Source organism: Achromobacter mucicolens, assembly GCF_902859725.1.
In the GTDB taxonomy this organism is placed as follows: Bacteria; Pseudomonadota; Gammaproteobacteria; order Burkholderiales; family Burkholderiaceae_B; genus Achromobacter; species Achromobacter mucicolens.
Genome location: NZ_CADIJP010000002.1, coordinates 307,449 through 324,055 on the forward strand (window position 1 = coordinate 307,449; position 16,607 = coordinate 324,055).

17 protein-coding genes are annotated in these 16,607 nt (G+C 64.8%); 14 read left to right on the forward strand and 3 right to left on the reverse strand.

What is annotated here, in order from left to right; all coding sequences use genetic code 11:
• Positions 1-123 precede the first annotated feature (123 nt).
• The 4 genes from HV786_RS03215 to HV786_RS03230 all read left to right on the forward strand — a co-directional run bounded on the left by HV786_RS03215 (position 124) and on the right by HV786_RS03230 (position 4,590).
• On the forward strand, positions 124-1,923 hold the full coding sequence (locus tag HV786_RS03215) for a gamma-glutamyltransferase family protein (RefSeq protein WP_128829863.1): 1,800 nt from the start codon (positions 124-126) through the stop codon (positions 1,921-1,923).
• Between the two features lie 90 nt (positions 1,924-2,013).
• A complete protein-coding gene (locus tag HV786_RS03220; RefSeq protein WP_128829862.1) occupies positions 2,014-2,988 on the forward strand; it encodes a diacylglycerol/lipid kinase family protein in 975 nt (324 codons plus the stop codon).
• Complete coding sequence (locus tag HV786_RS03225; protein ID WP_128829861.1) at positions 2,985-3,776, forward strand: metallophosphoesterase family protein; 792 nt, start codon at positions 2,985-2,987, stop codon at positions 3,774-3,776. The genes HV786_RS03220 and HV786_RS03225 overlap by 4 nt, the downstream gene beginning before the upstream one ends.
• Positions 3,777-3,822: 46 nt before the next feature.
• Positions 3,823-4,590 (forward strand): phosphatase PAP2 family protein, encoded by a 768-nt coding sequence (locus tag HV786_RS03230; RefSeq protein ID WP_175209961.1) that lies wholly within the window; start codon positions 3,823-3,825, stop codon positions 4,588-4,590.
• On the opposite strand, the gene HV786_RS03235 is transcribed toward HV786_RS03230, so the two are convergent.
• The 3 genes from HV786_RS03235 to HV786_RS03245 are packed head-to-tail and all read right to left on the reverse strand — an operon-like array spanning position 4,561 to position 6,046.
• Positions 4,561-4,995: an NAD(P)-binding domain-containing protein gene (locus HV786_RS03235; RefSeq protein WP_128827631.1), complete on the reverse strand. Its 435-nt coding sequence runs from the start codon at positions 4,993-4,995 to the stop codon at positions 4,561-4,563. The two genes, HV786_RS03230 and HV786_RS03235, sit on opposite strands and share 30 nt — an antisense overlap.
• A complete protein-coding gene (locus HV786_RS03240) occupies positions 4,992-5,435 on the reverse strand; it encodes a PaaI family thioesterase (protein ID WP_175209963.1) in 444 nt (147 codons plus the stop codon). Before HV786_RS03240 ends, HV786_RS03235 begins: the two co-directional genes overlap by 4 nt.
• Positions 5,432-6,046 carry a TetR/AcrR family transcriptional regulator gene (locus HV786_RS03245; RefSeq protein WP_128827632.1) on the reverse strand — a complete coding sequence of 205 codons (615 nt, stop codon included), beginning with the start codon at positions 6,044-6,046 and terminating at the stop codon, positions 5,432-5,434. Before HV786_RS03245 ends, HV786_RS03240 begins: the two co-directional genes overlap by 4 nt.
• Before the next feature lie 456 nt (positions 6,047-6,502).
• Here HV786_RS03245 and HV786_RS03250 point away from each other — a divergent pair, with 456 nt between their 5' ends.
• From HV786_RS03250 to nuoI, 10 genes are all read left to right on the forward strand, one after another.
• Entirely contained in the window at positions 6,503-7,630 is a 1,128-nt protein-coding gene (locus HV786_RS03250; protein ID WP_056321709.1) for a porin, read from the forward strand.
• A gap of 294 nt (positions 7,631-7,924) precedes the next feature.
• Positions 7,925-8,284: an NADH-quinone oxidoreductase subunit A gene (locus HV786_RS03255; RefSeq protein WP_006217959.1), complete on the forward strand. Its 360-nt coding sequence runs from the start codon at positions 7,925-7,927 to the stop codon at positions 8,282-8,284.
• A gap of 39 nt (positions 8,285-8,323) precedes the next feature.
• Positions 8,324-8,800, forward strand: a complete 477-nt coding sequence (locus HV786_RS03260; protein WP_006217960.1) for a NuoB/complex I 20 kDa subunit family protein — start codon at positions 8,324-8,326, stop codon at positions 8,798-8,800.
• 81 nt (positions 8,801-8,881) lie between these two features.
• Positions 8,882-9,508 (forward strand): NADH-quinone oxidoreductase subunit C, encoded by a 627-nt coding sequence (locus HV786_RS03265; RefSeq protein ID WP_128827633.1) that lies wholly within the window; start codon positions 8,882-8,884, stop codon positions 9,506-9,508.
• Positions 9,509-9,511: 3 nt separating this feature from the next.
• Positions 9,512-10,768: an NADH-quinone oxidoreductase subunit D gene (locus HV786_RS03270; protein WP_128827634.1), complete on the forward strand. Its 1,257-nt coding sequence runs from the start codon at positions 9,512-9,514 to the stop codon at positions 10,766-10,768.
• A 51-nt stretch (positions 10,769-10,819) separates the two neighbouring features.
• Positions 10,820-11,314 (forward strand): NADH-quinone oxidoreductase subunit NuoE, encoded by a 495-nt coding sequence (gene nuoE / locus HV786_RS03275; RefSeq protein ID WP_056321718.1) that lies wholly within the window; start codon positions 10,820-10,822, stop codon positions 11,312-11,314.
• Entirely contained in the window at positions 11,311-12,678 is a 1,368-nt protein-coding gene (gene nuoF / locus HV786_RS03280; protein WP_056321720.1) for an NADH-quinone oxidoreductase subunit NuoF, read from the forward strand. The genes nuoE and nuoF overlap by 4 nt, the downstream gene beginning before the upstream one ends.
• A 15-nt stretch (positions 12,679-12,693) precedes the next feature.
• Positions 12,694-15,021: an NADH-quinone oxidoreductase subunit NuoG gene (gene nuoG / locus HV786_RS03285; RefSeq protein WP_175209965.1), complete on the forward strand. Its 2,328-nt coding sequence runs from the start codon at positions 12,694-12,696 to the stop codon at positions 15,019-15,021.
• The gene (gene nuoH, locus HV786_RS03290; RefSeq protein ID WP_056321725.1) at positions 15,021-16,094 is read left to right on the forward strand and encodes an NADH-quinone oxidoreductase subunit NuoH; all 1,074 of its coding nucleotides are present in this window, start codon (positions 15,021-15,023) and stop codon (positions 16,092-16,094) included. The genes nuoG and nuoH overlap by 1 nt, the downstream gene beginning before the upstream one ends.
• A gap of 20 nt (positions 16,095-16,114) precedes the next feature.
• Positions 16,115-16,603, forward strand: a complete 489-nt coding sequence (gene nuoI / locus HV786_RS03295) for an NADH-quinone oxidoreductase subunit NuoI (RefSeq protein WP_008161196.1) — start codon at positions 16,115-16,117, stop codon at positions 16,601-16,603.
• Positions 16,604-16,607 lie beyond the last annotated feature (4 nt).

Below are 16,607 nucleotides of genomic sequence, written 5' to 3' on the forward strand. Positions count from 1 at the left end.
CCTCAAGGGGGCGACACCAGCGGACCGGCGGAGCCGGATCCGCGGTGTCCCGGATGGCGTCAGTTGCTGGCGGCGGGTTTCCCCTCTCAGACGTCAGACACCCCTCCCACACCAGGACCCACCATGTTTACGACTCGCCCGGAAATCCTCGGCACCTTCGGTGTCGTGACGTCCACCCATTGGCTGGCCAGCGCGGCTGGCATGTCGCTGCTGGAGCGCGGCGGCAATGCGTTCGATGCCTGCGTCGCCTCGGCGTTCGTGCTGCAGGTGGTCGAGCCCCATCTGGTCGGCCCGGCCGGCGAAGTGCCCGCCGTGTTCTATTCCGCCCGCACCGGCAAGGTCGAGGTGCTGTGCGGGCAGGGCACCACGCCCGCCGCCGCCACGCTCGAACGCTATCGCGCCGAAGGGCTCAAGCTCATCCCCGGCAACGGCCTGCTCGCGACCGTGATTCCGGGCGCGTTCGACGCCTGGATGCTGCTGCTGCGCGACCACGGCACGATGCGGGTGCGCGACGTGCTTGAGCCCGCCATCTATTACGCCGAGCAAGGCCATGCGCTGATGCCGCGCATCTCCAACACCATCGCCGGCCTGAAAGACTTCTTCGAGACGCACTGGCCGACGACCGCCCAGGTCTACGTGCCGGGCGGGCAGGTGCCGCAGGCCCGCAAGCTGTTTCGCAATCCGGCGCTGGCCCGCACCTGGACCCGCGTCCTCAAAGCCGCCGAAGGCGCCGGCGCCGACCGCGACCGCCAGATCGAGGCCGCGCGCGACGCGTTCTACCGCGGCTTCATCGCTGAAGAGATCGACCGCTTCGCCCGCAACACCGATGTCATGGACGAAAGCGGCACGACCCACCGCGGCGTCATCACGGCGCACGACCTGGCCGGCTGGTCCGCCAGCTATGACAAGCCGCTGACTTACGACTATCACGGCTACACGGTCGCCAAGGCGGGCGCCTGGAGCCAGGGGCCGGTCTTCCTGCAGACCCTCGCCATCCTGAAGGACATGGACCTGGCAGGCGTCGGCCCCACCAGCGCCGAGTTCATCCATCGCGTCACCGAGGCCATGAAGCTCGCCTTTGCCGACCGCGAAGCGTATTACGGCGACCCCGCCTTCATCGACGTGCCGCTGGCTCATCTGCTGTCCGATGCGTACAACGCCGAACGCCGCCAGCTGATCGGGGAGGGCGCGTCGCGCGATCTGCTGCCCGGCCAGGTGCCTGGCTTCGAGGCGCAGGTGGCGCGGGTCATGGACACCCTGGAACGGCTGTCGCCGGTCACCGCGCCCGGCAGCGCCACGAACGAACCGACGCTTGCCGACATGCGCGCCTCGGCCAAGCGCGGCGACACCACGCACGTGGACGTGATCGACCGCTGGGGCAACATGATCTCGGCCACGCCGTCGGGCGGCTGGTTCCAGTCCTCGCCGGTCATCCCTGAACTGGGCTTCGGCCTGAACACCCGCGCCCAGATGTTCTGGCTGGAAGAAGGCCTGCCCGGCACGCTGGCGCCGGGCAAGCGCCCGCGCACCACGCTGACCCCGTCGCTGGCGTTGCGCGACGGCAAGCCCTATCTGGCGTTCGGCACGCCGGGCGGCGACCAGCAGGAGCAATGGCAGCTCCTGTTCTTTCTGCGTCACGTGCATCACGGCCTGAACCTGCAGGAAGCCATCGACCTGCCCATGTCGCACACCATGCACTTTCCCACCTCGTTCTATCCCCGTGACCGCAAGCCGGGCCATCTCGCGCTGGAGGCCAGCTTCGGCGCCGAGGTCATCGAGGCCCTGCGCCAGCGCGGGCACCAGATCGAGGAAGTGCCCGAATGGTCGGTCGGCCGGCTGACCGCGGCCTCGCGCGATCCCGACGGACTGCTGCATGCGGCCGCGACGCCGCGCTTGATGCAGGCCTACGCCATCGGGCGTTGATCGGTCGCACGCACGCTTGCTTACAAAGCGTGCGTGCCAGCGCTTCGCCGCGTCTTGCGGCGCTTTGCCCGCTTAGGGTATGTTTGTCGCATGACGCCATCCGAGCAGAGCCCGGCAACAGCGGCTCGACCCCTCACGGGAACAGAACCCTTATTCATCGTCCTCAATAAAGGATCGGGGCGCGGCGACGCGCAGGTCCTGCAGGACACCATCCGGCACATCCTCGACGAGGCCGGGCGGCGCTACGAACTCATGCCGGTCGACGATCCGTCGCGGCTGACGGACGTGGCGCGCCAGGCGGTCAAGCGCGCGCAGGACGAGCAGGGCGTCGTCATTGCCGCGGGCGGCGACGGCACGCTCAATGCCGTCGCGGGCGCGGTGCTGGGACAAGGCGTGCCCTTCGGCATCCTGCCGCAAGGCACCTTCAACTACTTCGGCCGCACCTACGGCATCTCGCAAGAGACGGACGTGGCGCTTCGTGGCTTCCTGCAAGGCACCATCCGGCCGGTGCAGGTCGGCCTGCTGAACGGCCGCCTGTTCCTCGTGAACGCCAGCCTTGGTTTGTATCCGCAACTGCTGGAAGACCGCGAAGCCTACAAACAGCGCTACGGCCGCCGGCGCTGGGTCGCGCTGTGGTCGGGCCTGGTCACGCTGTGGCGCCAACCGCGCCAGCTCGGCCTGCAGCTCGAATTCGAGGGCAAGTCGCGCAGCTTGACGTCGCCGACGCTGGTGGTGGGCAACAACAAACTGCAGCTTGAACATATCGGCATCGAAAACGACGGGCTCGATCGGAACCAACTGGTCGCCATGGCGGCGCGGCCCGTCGGCACGCTGGCGCTCTATGGCCTGCTGGTGCGGGGCCTTCTAAGCCGGCTGGGCGAGGCCGAGAACGTGATCAATTTCGCGTTCGACAAGCTCACCGTTGGGGTGCGCGGGCGCCGCCGGGTCAAGGTGGCGATGGACGGCGAAATCTCCTGGATGGACACGCCGCTCGAATTCAAGGTGGCGACCGATCGCCTACCCCTCGTGGTGCCGGCGGATCCCGAGTTCCTGGACCGCTCATGACGCGGATCCTGCATCTGTCCGATACCCATTTCGGCACCGAGCGCAAGGCGGTCATTGAAGCTGTACTGGATCTGGCGCGGCAACTGTCGCCCGATCTCGTGGTCCTCAGCGGCGACATCACCCAGCGCGCGCGCCGCAGCCAGTTCGCCGCCGCCCGCCGTTTCATCGAGCGCCTGGCGCTGCCCGTGCTGGCGGTGCCCGGCAATCACGATATCCCGCTGTTCAACGTCTTTCTACGGGCGCTCAATCCGTACGGCAACTACAAGCGCGCGCTCGGACCGATCCTCGAGCCCGTGTTCGAGAACGACGGCGTGCTGGCAATCGGCGTGAACACCACGCGGCCAAAGCGCCACAAGGACGGCGAGATCTCCGACGCCCAGATCACCCGGGTCGCCCAGCGGCTGCGCCAAGCGCGGCCGGGGCAGTTGCGGATCGTCGTGGCGCACCACCCGGTGCGCGCCAAGGTCGAATCCGACCTGTCCAACCTGCTGATCGGCCGCGAGCGCGCGCTCGCGGCGTGGGCGCAGGCGGGCGTCGACCTGGTGCTGGGCGGTCACATACACTTGCCCTACGTGCTGCCGCTGACCGCGCCGACGGGGCCGGCCGGCTGGATCGTCCAGGCCGGAACGACCTGTTCGCACCGCGTCCGGGGCACCGTGCCAAATTCGCTGGGCGTGATCACCCGCACCGAAGAGGACGGCCAGCAGGTCTGCCACGTCGAGCGCTGGGACTATGCGGCCGGCGCGCACGCGTTCGCACCCGTCGACAAGACGCTGGTCTCGCTGTAGTAGTGCGCGCGTTCTTCCGCGCGATTTTCTTTTTGATGGCGCACACATGACCGATGTCTACGCGGCATGGGCCGCGGCCCATGCCTTCTCGTTGTTTATCGCGCTGCCGCTGCTGGCCGGCGGCGCGGCGCTGCTGTTCATGCGGTGCCACGGCCGGTTGTCCCGCAATGGCCGCGCCGCGCTGTTTGCCGGCGTGGCCGGCGTGTCGTTCGTTCTGTTTCTCACGTTGGCCCTGGCCGTCGAAAGCCGTGGCGCCGTGGTGGAGTTCGACAGCGCGCTGGCCGATGCGCTCAGCATGTCCATGTCCACGTCGATGCTGTGGCTGCTGTCCTGGATCACGTACCTGGGCGACCGCAACCTGCTCACCGTCGTCGCCGTGCTGATGACGACTGCGCTGTTATGGCGCGGGCTGTGGCAGCTTGCGCTCTTTTGCGCCATCGCGACCGGCCTGAACGGCGCGCTCAACTGGCTGTTCAAGCACACCTTCGAACGCGTGCGCCCCGATCACGACCACGGCTATGCCATGGCGACCGGCTGGAGTTTTCCCAGCGGCCACGCCTCCGCCGCCATGGCCGTCTACGGCACGGCGTGCTACCTGATGTGGCGGTTTTCCCCGCCCGCGTGGCGCCTGCCCTGCGTGGCGTTCATGGCCGCGCTCATCATGGCCATCGGCCTTAGCCGCATCCTCTTGCAGGTGCATTTCGCGAGCGACGTCGTGGCCGGGTTCGCCGTCAGCCTCGGTTGGCTGGTCCTGTGCGTGGCGGCCGTCGAGCGGCTGCACGTGTCAGGCCGGTGGGTTCAGCGCGTCCAGTAAGCGAGCCTCTACGCCAGCCGAATCGCACGCCTGCAACGGCGCGCAGGCATAACGTCCCCCCGCGCTGGCAATGGCGCGGTCCAGCTGCCGCATCCGGTCGGCCGGCGGCGGATCCAGGTCGATGATCAGCTTCCCGGCGATGGGCGCCGTGACCTGCCCGTCGCTGAAGCGTTCCAGCGTGCGATCGATCTCGCGCTCGCGGGGCAGGGCCAGCACGATGGTGTCGGATTCCGCCAGGGCTTCGCGCGCCGACGTCGCCAGCGTCGCGTTGCCGCGGAAGGCTTCGCATCGGTCCGCCTCGATGTCATAAAGCGTCAGCGCAATGTCGGGATCGGCGGCCAGCAGCCGCCGCGCAGCCAGCGTGCCGATCCTGCCCATGCCGACGATGCTGACGCGCGGACTCATGGCTTGGGCACCGACCACGTGCTCACGATATGGGCGACCGGCTTGTCCGAACCTTCTCCCGTCAGCACGACCTCTCCGGCGCTTAGGCGGCCCACCTTCAGCAGGCGGGCATGAGCATGGATTGCGCCCGCCGGGCTCTTGCGCAGGAAATTGATGGTCAGGCTGGCCGTGACCGCATGCGCCTGGCCGGTGGCGCCCACGACCGCCGCATACATGGCCAGGTCGGCAAGCCCCATCAGCATCGGTCCGGCCACGATGCCGCCCAGCCGCTGGTGCGTGTCCCGGGCGGGCAGCACGGCGTGCGCCGTGCCGTGGCCGATGTGCAGCACGTCGATTCCCAGCAGCATCGAGAACGGGTGCTGGTCGGCCAGCAGCACGTGAAAGTCGGCAAGGCTGATCAGCGGCGCGTGGCCGTCGGCGGCTAGGGCGGTTGCGGTCATCGTTGCTCCAGGGCGAGGCAATAGTTGTCCAGCAGCGCGTCGGCCTGCTGGCCCAGGGATTTGAGACGGCGCGTGTGCAGCAGCAGCAACAGCCCCATCAGGTAGGTGAATACATTCATCTGCTCGGCCTGCACGGTCTCGTCCCGCCATCCTTTCGTGCGCGACAACGCCTGGCCGATGAGATCGATGGATTGCCGCAGTCGGGAATTGAGCTTCTCGTCCATGTCGCGGCCCAATCCGCGCGGCCCAAGTCCCTGGAACAGGTACAGCCCCAGGGAAAAATCCGTGCGCCGCTCGGCGTAGTAACCGAAGAACGCGCGGATCACGCCGCGCGCGGCCGATTGCGGCGCTTCGGCCTGTTCGGCTCGCTCCAGGTGCGCGTGCAGCCGCTGCAGCGATTCGTCCAGCAGTTCGCCATAAAGCGCTTCCTTGCCCGCAAACCACGGATAGATGGCGCCCGTCGTGCAGCCGGCTTCCTTCGCAATCGCCCGGATCGTCGTTTTTTCAAGTCCGTCGCGCTCGAAGACGCGCTGCGCGGCGTCCAGGATGATCTGCCGGCGCAGGGCGCTGAGTCGTTCGTTTCGGTCGGCGCGAGGGGAGGGGGTGGACATGGGGCTGGGCGTCTGTTCGATGCCACCAATCATATCGACGATTTTTATTAATAACAATGTTATCCAGTCGGGACTTGGCTACGATGATCAGTAGGGCCGGCGTCATCGCGGCCGCCTCCGTTTTTCGCCGGATGGCCGCCGGAACCGTGAAGAAAGTTGCGCGACAAATGGGTTTTGGAATTGCCCGGAAAATTGGGGGCAGGGCCGAAAGTCGCATGGTTGCGCGCTCGGGCTTTTCGGTAAGGGAAAGCCCTAGCGTTGCCGGGCAAGCATCAGCGGGATGTTGCAACTTCCCAACAAGCCTGTCGCAAACCTGCACTTTTCTGATGCCGACCATAGCCAGCCCCCCCGATTTTTGATGCAATAGCGTCAACTTCCCTTCGCGGAGTTAGGGGGGCGGCAGGCTGGTTTGCTGGATTGCTGCTCTTGTCACTCAAATCAACGGAGATTTCTTAAATGAAAAAGACTCTGCTCGCTGCCGCCCTGCTCGCCGGTTTCGCCGGTGTCGCCCAGGCAGAAACGTCTGTCACCCTGTACGGCATCATCGACACGGGCCTCGGCTACAACAAGATCAGCGGCGGTACTGATGCCCAAAACGGCAGCCGTTTTGGCATGATCAACGGCGTCCAGAACGGTTCGCGCTGGGGTCTGCGTGGTTCGGAAGATCTGGGTGACGGCCTGCGCGCTGTTTTCCAACTGGAATCGGGCTTCAACTCGGGTAACGGCACCTCCGCTCAAGGTGGTCGTCTGTTCGGCCGTCAAGCCACCGTCGGTCTGGCCAGCGACAGCTGGGGTCAACTGGACTTCGGTCGTCAAACCAACATCGCGTCGAAGTACTTCGGCTCGATCGATCCGTTCGGCGCTGGCTTCGGTCAAGCCAACATCGGCGTTGGCATGAGCGCTGCTAACACGCAACGCTACGACAACATGGTCATGTATCAGACCCCGTCGTTCAGCGGCTTCCAGTTCGGCGTTGGCTACTCGTTCAGCGCTGACGACACCAAGGGTTCGGAAACCGGCTTCAAGACCGCCGACAACACCCGCGCCATCACGACCGGTCTGCGCTACGTCAACGGCCCGCTGAACGTCGCTCTGTCGTACGACCAGCTGAACGCCTCGAACCGTCTGCCGACCGAGTCGACCGATGCCACCCCGCGTATGTACGCCATCGGCGGTTCGTACGACTTTGAAGTCGTGAAGCTGGCTCTGGCCTACGCTCGCACGACCGACGGTTGGTTCGCCGGCCAAGGCACCGCCACCAGCACCATCGGTGGTGGCTCGAGCTCCGTGAACTTCGGCAACAACCTGTTTGCTGACGGCTTCAAGGCTAACTCGTACCTGGTTGGTCTGTCGGCCCCGATCGGCGGCGCTTCGAACATCTTCGGTTCGTGGCAGCGTGTTGATCCGTCGAACGACAAGCTGACGGGTGATGATTCCAACATGAACATCTACTCGCTGGGCTACACCTACGACCTGTCCAAGCGCACCAACCTGTACGCTTACGGTTCGTACGCCACGAACTACGCGTTCCTGAACGACCTGAAGTCGACCGCTGTCGGCGTCGGTGTCCGTCACCGCTTCTAATCCAATGCAGGGCGCAAGCCCTGTCTGGATTTAAAGCAAAGTCGAACGGGCCTCGGCCCGTTCGCATAAACCACCCTTTTGGGGGTGGTTTTTTTTCGTCTGCTGACTGAATTCGTGCATACTACGGCTTCGTGCTCATCAAGCCGTGTATCCTTCGAAGTACGCCGACGAAAGCTGCGATTGTTCCATTTGAGGAATGTAGTCTTTCGCCTGCTATTCAAGCTACAGAGTTCAGCCGGAAGTAACCGCGCGAATGCTACAATCCTAAGGTTTGCGCATTTGACGGACGCCTGAATGAACCTGCAACAGTATTTTCCCGTCCTGCTGTTTATCGTAGTGGCCACCCTTATCGGGTTCGCGCTTCTAACGGCCGGCTCCCTCCTTGGTCCGCGGCGTCCTTACGCTGAGAAGCTCTCGCCTTACGAGTGCGGCTTCGAAGCGTTTGAAGATGCACGCATGAAGTTTGACGTGCGCTACTACCTCGTGGCGATCCTGTTCATTCTTTTCGACCTGGAAATCGCGTTCCTGTTTCCGTGGGCCATCGCCCAGGGCACCGTCGGACTCGTCGGTTTCTGGACGGTCATGGTTTTCCTCGCCGTGTTGACCGTCGGCTTCATCTACGAATGGAAAAAGGGCGCGCTGGATTGGGAGTGACCTCCGGGTTCATTTCACAGCACGCTATCAGAGACGAATATGGCTATAGACGGCATTCTCAAGCAAGGGTTCATCACCACCAGCGCCGACAAGTTCCTGAACTGGGCGAAGACCGGTTCGATGTGGCCCATGACCTTTGGTCTGGCCTGTTGCGCGGTTGAGATGATGCACGCGGGCGCGGCCCGCTACGACCTGGACCAGTTCGGCATCATCTTCCGGCCCAGTCCCCGCCAGTCCGATCTCATGATCGTGGCCGGCACCTTGTGCAACAAGATGGCGCCGGCGCTGCGCAAGGTCTACGACCAGATGCCCGAGCCGCGCTGGGTGGTTTCCATGGGCTCCTGTGCCAATGGCGGCGGCTACTACCACTACTCGTATTCGGTGGTCCGTGGCTGCGATCGCATCGTACCGGTAGACGTCTACGTGCCGGGCTGCCCGCCCACGGCCGAGGCGCTGGTCTACGGCTTGCTGCAAATGCAGAACAAGATCCGTCTGACCAACACGATTGCGCGCTGATGCTTCGTCCGGTTCGGCGGCAGGCCTCAAGCCGCCGCGAACCTTGCGAAACCAGCGTATCGGTTCACCTAAGCGTACAAGATGATGACCAGGCTCGAATCCCTGAAAAACAATTTGCAGACCACCCTCGGCACGGACATCGCGCTGACCGAGGCGCTGGGCGAGCTGACGCTCGAAGTGCCCGCGGAGCAGTGGTTCTCCGTCTGCAACAAGCTGCGCACCGAAGCCGGCCTGCGCTTTGAAACCTGTATCGACCTCTGCGGCGTCGACTACCTGACCTGGGGCAACGGCACGCGCCAGCTGCCCGAGGAAACGAACGCCCGCATCCACCGCTCGCGCTACGCTGTCGTGGCGCACCTGCTCTCCATCGAGAACAACTGGCGGCTGCGTGTGCGCACCTGGGCTGCCGACGACGAGTTCCCCATGGTCGCCTCGCTGATCGAGTGCTGGCCCACGGTCGGCTGGTTCGAGCGCGAAGCCTTCGACCTGTACGGCATTGTCTTCGAAGGCCACCCGGACCTGCGCCGCATCCTGACCGACTACGGCTTCATCGGCCATCCCTTCCGCAAGGACTTCCCGCTGTCGGGCACCGTCGAAATGCGCTACGACCCCGAACAACGGCGCGTCATTTACCAGCCGGTCACGATCGATCCGCGCGAGATCACCCCGCGCGTGGTGCGCGAAGACACCTACGGCATGGGGCGTTGAATCATGGCAGACATCAAGAACTACACCCTGAACTTCGGTCCTCAACACCCGGCCGCGCACGGCGTGCTGCGTCTGGTGCTCGAGCTTGACGGCGAAGTCATCCAGCGCGCCGACCCGCATATCGGCCTGCTGCATCGCGCCACCGAAAAGCTGGCCGAACACAAGACCTACATCCAGGCGCTGCCCTACATGGACCGCCTGGACTACGTGTCCATGATGTGCAACGAGCACGCCTACGTCATGGCCATCGAAAAGCTGCTGGGCGTCGAAGCCCCGCTGCGCGCGCAGTACATCCGCGTGATGTTCGATGAAATCACCCGCCTCTTGAACCACCTGATGTCGCTGGGTTCGCACGCGCTCGACGTGGGCGCCATGGCGGTGTTCCTGTATGCCTTCCGTGAACGCGAAGATCTGATGGACTGCTACGAAGCGGTGTCGGGCGCGCGCATGCACGCGGCCTACTACCGTCCGGGCGGCGTCTACCGTGACCTGCCGGATTCCATGCCGCAGTACGGCGACTCCAGCAAGTACCGCGGCGACAAGGAAATCCGCGCCATGAACGACGCGCGTTCGGGCTCGCTGCTGGATTTCATCGAAGACTTCACCAACCGTTTCCCGGCCTGCGTCGACGAGTACGAAACGCTGCTCACCGACAACCGCATCTGGAAGCAGCGCCTGGTCGGCATCGGCGTGGTCGATCCCGATCGCGCCAAGGCGCTGGGCTTCACCGGCCCGATGCTGCGTGGCTCGGGCGTCGCATGGGACCTGCGCAAGATGCAGCCCTACGAAGTCTACGACCTGCTTGATTTCGACATCCCCGTGGGTGTCAACGGCGATTGCTACGACCGCTACCTGGTCCGCGTCGCCGAGATGCGCCAGAGCAATCGCATCATCCGCCAGTGCGTGGAATGGCTGCGCAACAATCCCGGCCCGGTCATGATCGAGAATCACAAGATCGCCCCGCCGTCGCGCACCGCCATGAAGACCAACATGGAAGAGCTGATCCATCACTTCAAGCTCTTCACCGAAGGTTTCCACGTGCCTCCGGGCGAGGCGTACGCCTCGGTCGAGCATCCGAAGGGCGAATTCGGCATCTATCTGGTGTCCGACGGCGCCAACAAGCCCTACCGCCTGAAGATTCGGGCGCCCGGCTTTGTCCACCTGCAATCGCTGGATGAAATGTCGCGCGGCCACATGATCGCCGACGCCGTCACCATCATTGGCACGCAGGACATCGTTTTCGGCGAGATCGATCGCTGATCATCCGCCCCAGACAGTCACGAGCACGCCCGCATAACCCGGATTCAAACTATGCTGCTTTCCGAACAGGCCTACCAGAAAATCGACCGTGAACTGGCCAAGTTCCCGGCCGACCAGCGGCAGTCCGCCATCATGGCCTCGCTTGCCATCGCGCAAGAAGAGAAGGGCTGGTTGGCTACCGAAGTCATCGAAGACGTGGCCAACTACATTGGCGTTCCGCCCATCGCGGTCCAGGAAGTCGCCACGTTCTACAACATGTTCGACGTCAAGCCCGTCGGCAAGAACAAGATCGCCGTCTGCACGAACCTGCCCTGTGCCTTGCGCGATGGCGACCGTGCCGGCGAATACCTCAAGCGCAAGCTGGGCGTCGACTACCGCCAGACCACCGAAGACGGCCAGTTCACCCTGGTCGAAGGCGAGTGCATGGGCGCCTGCGGCGACTCCCCCGTGCTGATCGTGAACAACAAGCATATGTGCGTGCGCATGACCGACGAGAAGCTGGACGCGCTGGTCGCGGCCCTCAAGCAGCAAGGAGAGTCGGCATGAATGCGCCTGACCTGTACAAGCAGTTCGCGCAGGGGCTGGACCCCAACCCCCTGAACGACCTGTCCAATTCGATGTGCCTGCACGGCCGGCACATGCAGCCGCAGATCATGGCCGACGTCGACGGCGCCAACTGGCGTCTGGCCGACTACGTCAAGCGCGGCGGCTACGAAGCCCTGAAAAAGATCCTCACCACCGGCATGAAGCCGGAAGACGTGATCGCCGAGGTCAAGGCGTCGGGTCTGCGCGGCCGTGGCGGCGCGGGTTTCCCGACCGGCCTGAAGTGGAGCTTCATGCCGCGCGCCTTCCCCGGCCAGAAGTATCTCGTCTGCAACTCCGACGAAGGCGAACCGGGCACGTTCAAGGACCGCGACATCCTGCGCTTCAATCCGCACATCGTGATTGAAGGCATGGCGATCGCGGCCTACGCCATGGGCATCAGCGTCGGCTACAACTACATCCACGGCGAAATCTTCGAAGTCTACGAGCGCTTCGAAGAAGCCCTGGAAGAAGCGCGCGCCGCCGGTTTCCTGGGCGACCGCCTGTTCGGTTCCGACTTCAGCTTCCAGCTGCACGCATTCCACGGTTACGGCGCCTACATCTGCGGCGAAGAAACCGCGCTGCTGGAGTCGCTGGAAGGCAAGAAGGGCCAGCCGCGCTTCAAGCCGCCGTTCCCGGCCAGCTTCGGCCTGTACGGCAAGCCCACCACGATCAACAACACGGAAACGTTCGCGGCGGTGCCGTGGATCATCCGCAACGGCGGCCAGGCCTACCTGGAAGTCGGCAAGCCGAACAACGGCGGCACCAAGCTGTTCTCGATCACCGGCGACGTCGAACGTCCCGGCAACTACGAGATCCCGCTCGGCACCCCGTTCTCGACCCTGCTGGAACTGGCAGGCGGCATGCGCGGCGGCAAGAAGCTGAAGGCGGTCATTCCCGGCGGCTCGAGCGCCCCGGTCCTGCCCGCCGACATCATGATGGAATGCACGATGGACTATGACTCCATCGCCAAGGCCGGCTCGATGCTCGGCTCGGGCGCGGTGATCGTCATGGACGAGACGCGTTGCATGGTCAAGTCGCTGCTGCGTCTGTCGTACTTCTATTTCGAAGAAAGCTGCGGCCAGTGCACGCCGTGCCGCGAAGGCACCGGCTGGCTGTACCGCATGGTGCACCGCATCGAGAACGGTCAAGGCCGTCCGGAAGATCTGGAGCTGCTGGACAACGTGGCCGCCAACATCATGGGCCGCACCATCTGCGCCCTCGGTGACGCCGCCGCCATGCCCGTACGTGGCTTCCTCAAGCATTTTCGCGACGAATTCGCGCACCACATCGAGCACAAGTCTTGTGTGGTCCCGCAATATCTGTAGGTCTCAGGAACAGCAATGGTTGAACTAACCGTCGACGGCAACAAGGTCGAAGTGCCCGAAGGCAGCATGGTCATGCATGCCGCCCAGAAAGTCGGGCTTTACGTGCCGCATTTCTGCTACCACAAGAAACTGTCCATCGCGGCCAACTGCCGGATGTGCCTGGTTGAAGTGGAAAAAGCGCCCAAGGCGCTGCCCGCCTGCGCCACGCCCGTGACCAACGGCATGGTCGTCCACACCTGCTCGGAGAAGGCTCGCGCCGCTCAGAAGTCGGTGATGGAATTCTTGCTCATCAATCACCCCCTCGACTGCCCGATCTGCGATCAGGGCGGCGAATGCCAGCTGCAGGATCTGGCCGTGGGCTACGGCGGTTCTTCCTCGCGTTACCAGGAAGAAAAGCGCGTCGTGTTCCACAAGGACCTGGGCCCGCTGGTGTCGGCCGAGGAAATGTCCCGCTGCATCCACTGCACCCGCTGCGTGCGCTTCGGACAGGAAATCGCCGGCGTCATGGAACTGGGCATGCTGGGCCGTGGCGAACACTCCGAGATCACCACCTTCGTCGGCCGTTCGATCGAGTCCGAACTGTCGGGCAACATGATCGACATCTGTCCGGTGGGCGCGCTGACCTCCAAGCCCTTCCGCTACAGCGCCCGCACCTGGGAACTGGCTCGCCGCCGTTCGGTCAGCCCGCACGACAGCCTGGGCGCCAACCTGGTCGTCCAGGTCAAGGGCGACCGCGTGATGCGCGTGGTGCCGTTCGAGGACGAAGCCGTCAACGAATGCTGGATCAGCGATCGCGACCGCTTCTCGTACGAAGGCCTGAACAGCGAAGACCGCCTGTCCGCCCCGATGATCAAGGGCACCGACGGCAAGTGGCAGGAAGCCTCCTGGGCCGATGCCCTGCAGGCCGTGGCCCAAGGCCTGTCGCGCGTGCGTGACAGCTTCGGCGCCGGCCAGATCGGCGCCCTGGCGTCCGAATACGCCACGACCGAGGAATACGCGCTGCTGGGCCGCCTGGTCCGCGCGCTGGGTTCCGAGAACATCGACTTCCGCCTGCGTCAGACCGACCCGGCCTTCGACGCCGCGCTGACCGGCGCGCCGTGGCTGGGCATGCCCATCGCCGAACTCGACAACCTGGACCGCGTCCTGGTCGTCGGCTCGTTCCTGCGCAAGGACCACCCGCTGATGGCCCAGCGTCTGCGCCAGGCCGCCAAGCGCGGCACGCAGATCCTGATGGTCGACAGCGCCGCCGACGATCCCCTGATGGCCGTCACCGCGCGCATCACCGTGGCTCCGTCGGAACTGGCGCGCGCGCTGGCCGAAGTGGCCGTCGCGCTGGCCCAGGCCAAGGAACAGGCCGTGCCGGCCGAGTTTGCCTCGGTCACGCCGGGCGAAAACGCCAAGCTGATCGCCGCCAGCCTTGCCTCGGGCGCCAACACTGCCGTCCTGATGGGCAACCTGGCCGTCGCCAGCGCTCAGGCCACCGCCCTGGCCGCCAACGGCCGCGCCGTGGCTGACCTGTCGGGCGGCAAGTTCGGCTTCCTGACCTCGGGCGGCAACACCGTCGGCGGCTACCTCGCCGGCGCCATCCCGGGCAAGGGCGGCAAGACCGCCGCAGCCATGCTCGCCGAACCCCTCAAGGCGTACATCGTCCTGCACGCCGAACCGCTGCTCGACGCCGACAATGGCCAGCAAGCCATCGCCGCGCTGCGCGGCGCGCAGTTCGCCGTCGCGCTCACGCCTTACCGTTCGGCCGCTGCCGAATGGGCGGACGTGATGCTGCCGGTGTCGCCGTTCACGGAAACCTCGGGCACGTTTGTCAACGCCCAAGGCCTGGCCCAGAGCTTCAAGGGCACGGTCGCGCCGTTCGGCCAGACCCGTCCGGGCTGGAAGGTGCTGCGCGTGCTGGGCAACGTCCTGCATCTGGCCGGCTTCGACGACGAGACCTCCGAGTCCGTGCGCGACGCCGTGCTGGCCAGCGGCGTCGAAGGCCGCCTGTCCAACGACGTCAAGGCCCCGTTGGGTCTGGGCCAGGCCCTCACCGGCCTGGAACGCGTCGCCGATGTGCCGATCTACCGCACCGACGCCATGGTGCGCCGCTCGGAACCGCTGCAGGCCTCGCCGGCTTCGAAGAAGCCCGCCGCCGCCATGAACGGCCGTACCCTCACCAGCCTCGGCCTGACGGCCGGCGTCAAGGTGCGCGTCTCGGCCGGGCAGGGCGCCGTCGAACTGGAAACCGTGCAGGATGATGCCGTGGCCGATCGTGCCGTGCGCATTTCCGCCGCCTTCGAAACTACCGCTGCCCTGGGTGGCGCATTTGGTCAAATCAGCGTGGAGCGTGCCTGATGGAATGGCTCAATGTTCTTGAAAGCCACGGTCAGGCATTGCTGGGCCCGACGGTCTGGATGGTCCTCTGGACCCTCATCAAGATCGTGGTCATCGCCGTGCCCATCATCCTGTGCGTGGCGTACCTGACGTACTGGGAGCGCAAGATGATCGGCGCCATGCACGTGCGCATGGGTCCGAACCGCGTCGGCTTCAAGGGGCTGCTGCAGCCTTTCGCAGACGTCTTCAAGCTGCTCACCAAGGAAGTCGTCGTTCCCAGCCAGGCCAACAAGGTGCTGTTCGTCGTGGCCCCCGTGGTCACGCTGATGCCCGCGCTGGCTGCCTGGGCGGTCGTGCCCTTCGGTCCCGACGTCGTGCTGGCCAACGTCAATGCCGGCCTGCTGTACATCATGGCCATCACGTCCATCGGCGTGTACGGCGTGATCGTCGCTGGCTGGGCGTCTAACTCCAAGTACGCGTTCCTGGGCGCGCTGCGCGCCTCGGCCCAGATGCTGTCGTATGAACTGGCCATCGGCTTCGTGCTGGTGACGGTGCTGCTGGTGTCCGGCAGCCTGAACATGTCCGAGATCGTCAACGTGCAGAACCGCGGCTGGTTTGCCGACAAGGGCCTGACGTTCATGTCCTGGAACTGGCTGCCGCTGTTGCCGCTGTTCGTGATCTACGTGATCTCGGCCGTCGCAGAAACCAACCGCCACCCGTTCGACGTGGTGGAAGGCGAATCCGAAATCGTGGCCGGCCACATGGTCGAGTACTCGGGCATGGCCTTCGCGCTGTTCTTCCTGGGCGAATACGCCAACATGATCCTGCTGTCCTGCATGGCGTCGATCATGTTCCTGGGCGGCTGGGCTTCCCCGATCGATATCGCGCCGCTGACCTGGATTCCGGGTTGGATCTGGCTGGGTCTCAAGACGTTCGTCGTGGTCTCGTTGTTCGTGTGGTTCCGGGCCTCGTTCCCGCGCTACCGCTACGACCAGATCATGCGTTTGGGTTGGAAAATCTTCATCCCGCTGACCGGCGTCTGGCTGGTCGTGGTGGCGATCTGGATGCAGACGCCCTGGAACATTTGGCGCTAAGCGCCAAGCAGAGGCAGGATATGGAAGCGATCAAGGATTTCTTCGGCAGCCTGATGCTGACCGAGTTGCTCAAGGGCATGCGCCTGACGGGCAAGTATTTCTTCAAACGCAAGGTCACCTTGCGCTACCCCCAGGAAAAGACCCCTGCGTCGCCGCGTTTCCGCGGCCTGCACGCGCTGCGCCGCTACCCCAACGGGGAAGAGCGCTGCATCGCGTGCAAGCTGTGCGAAGCCGTGTGCCCGGCGCTGGCGATCACGATCGAGTCGGATCAGCGCGACGACGGCACCCGCCGCACGACGCGCTACGACATCGACCTGACCAAGTGCATCTTCTGCGGCTTCTGTGAGGAAAGCTGCCCCGTGGACTCCATCGTGGAAACGCACATCCACGAATACCACGGCGAAAAGCGCGGCGACCTGTATTTCACCAAAGACATGCTGCTCGCCGTGGGCGACCGCTACGAAGCCGACATCGCCCGCCGCCGGGCCGAAGACGCGCCTTACCGCTGAAGCC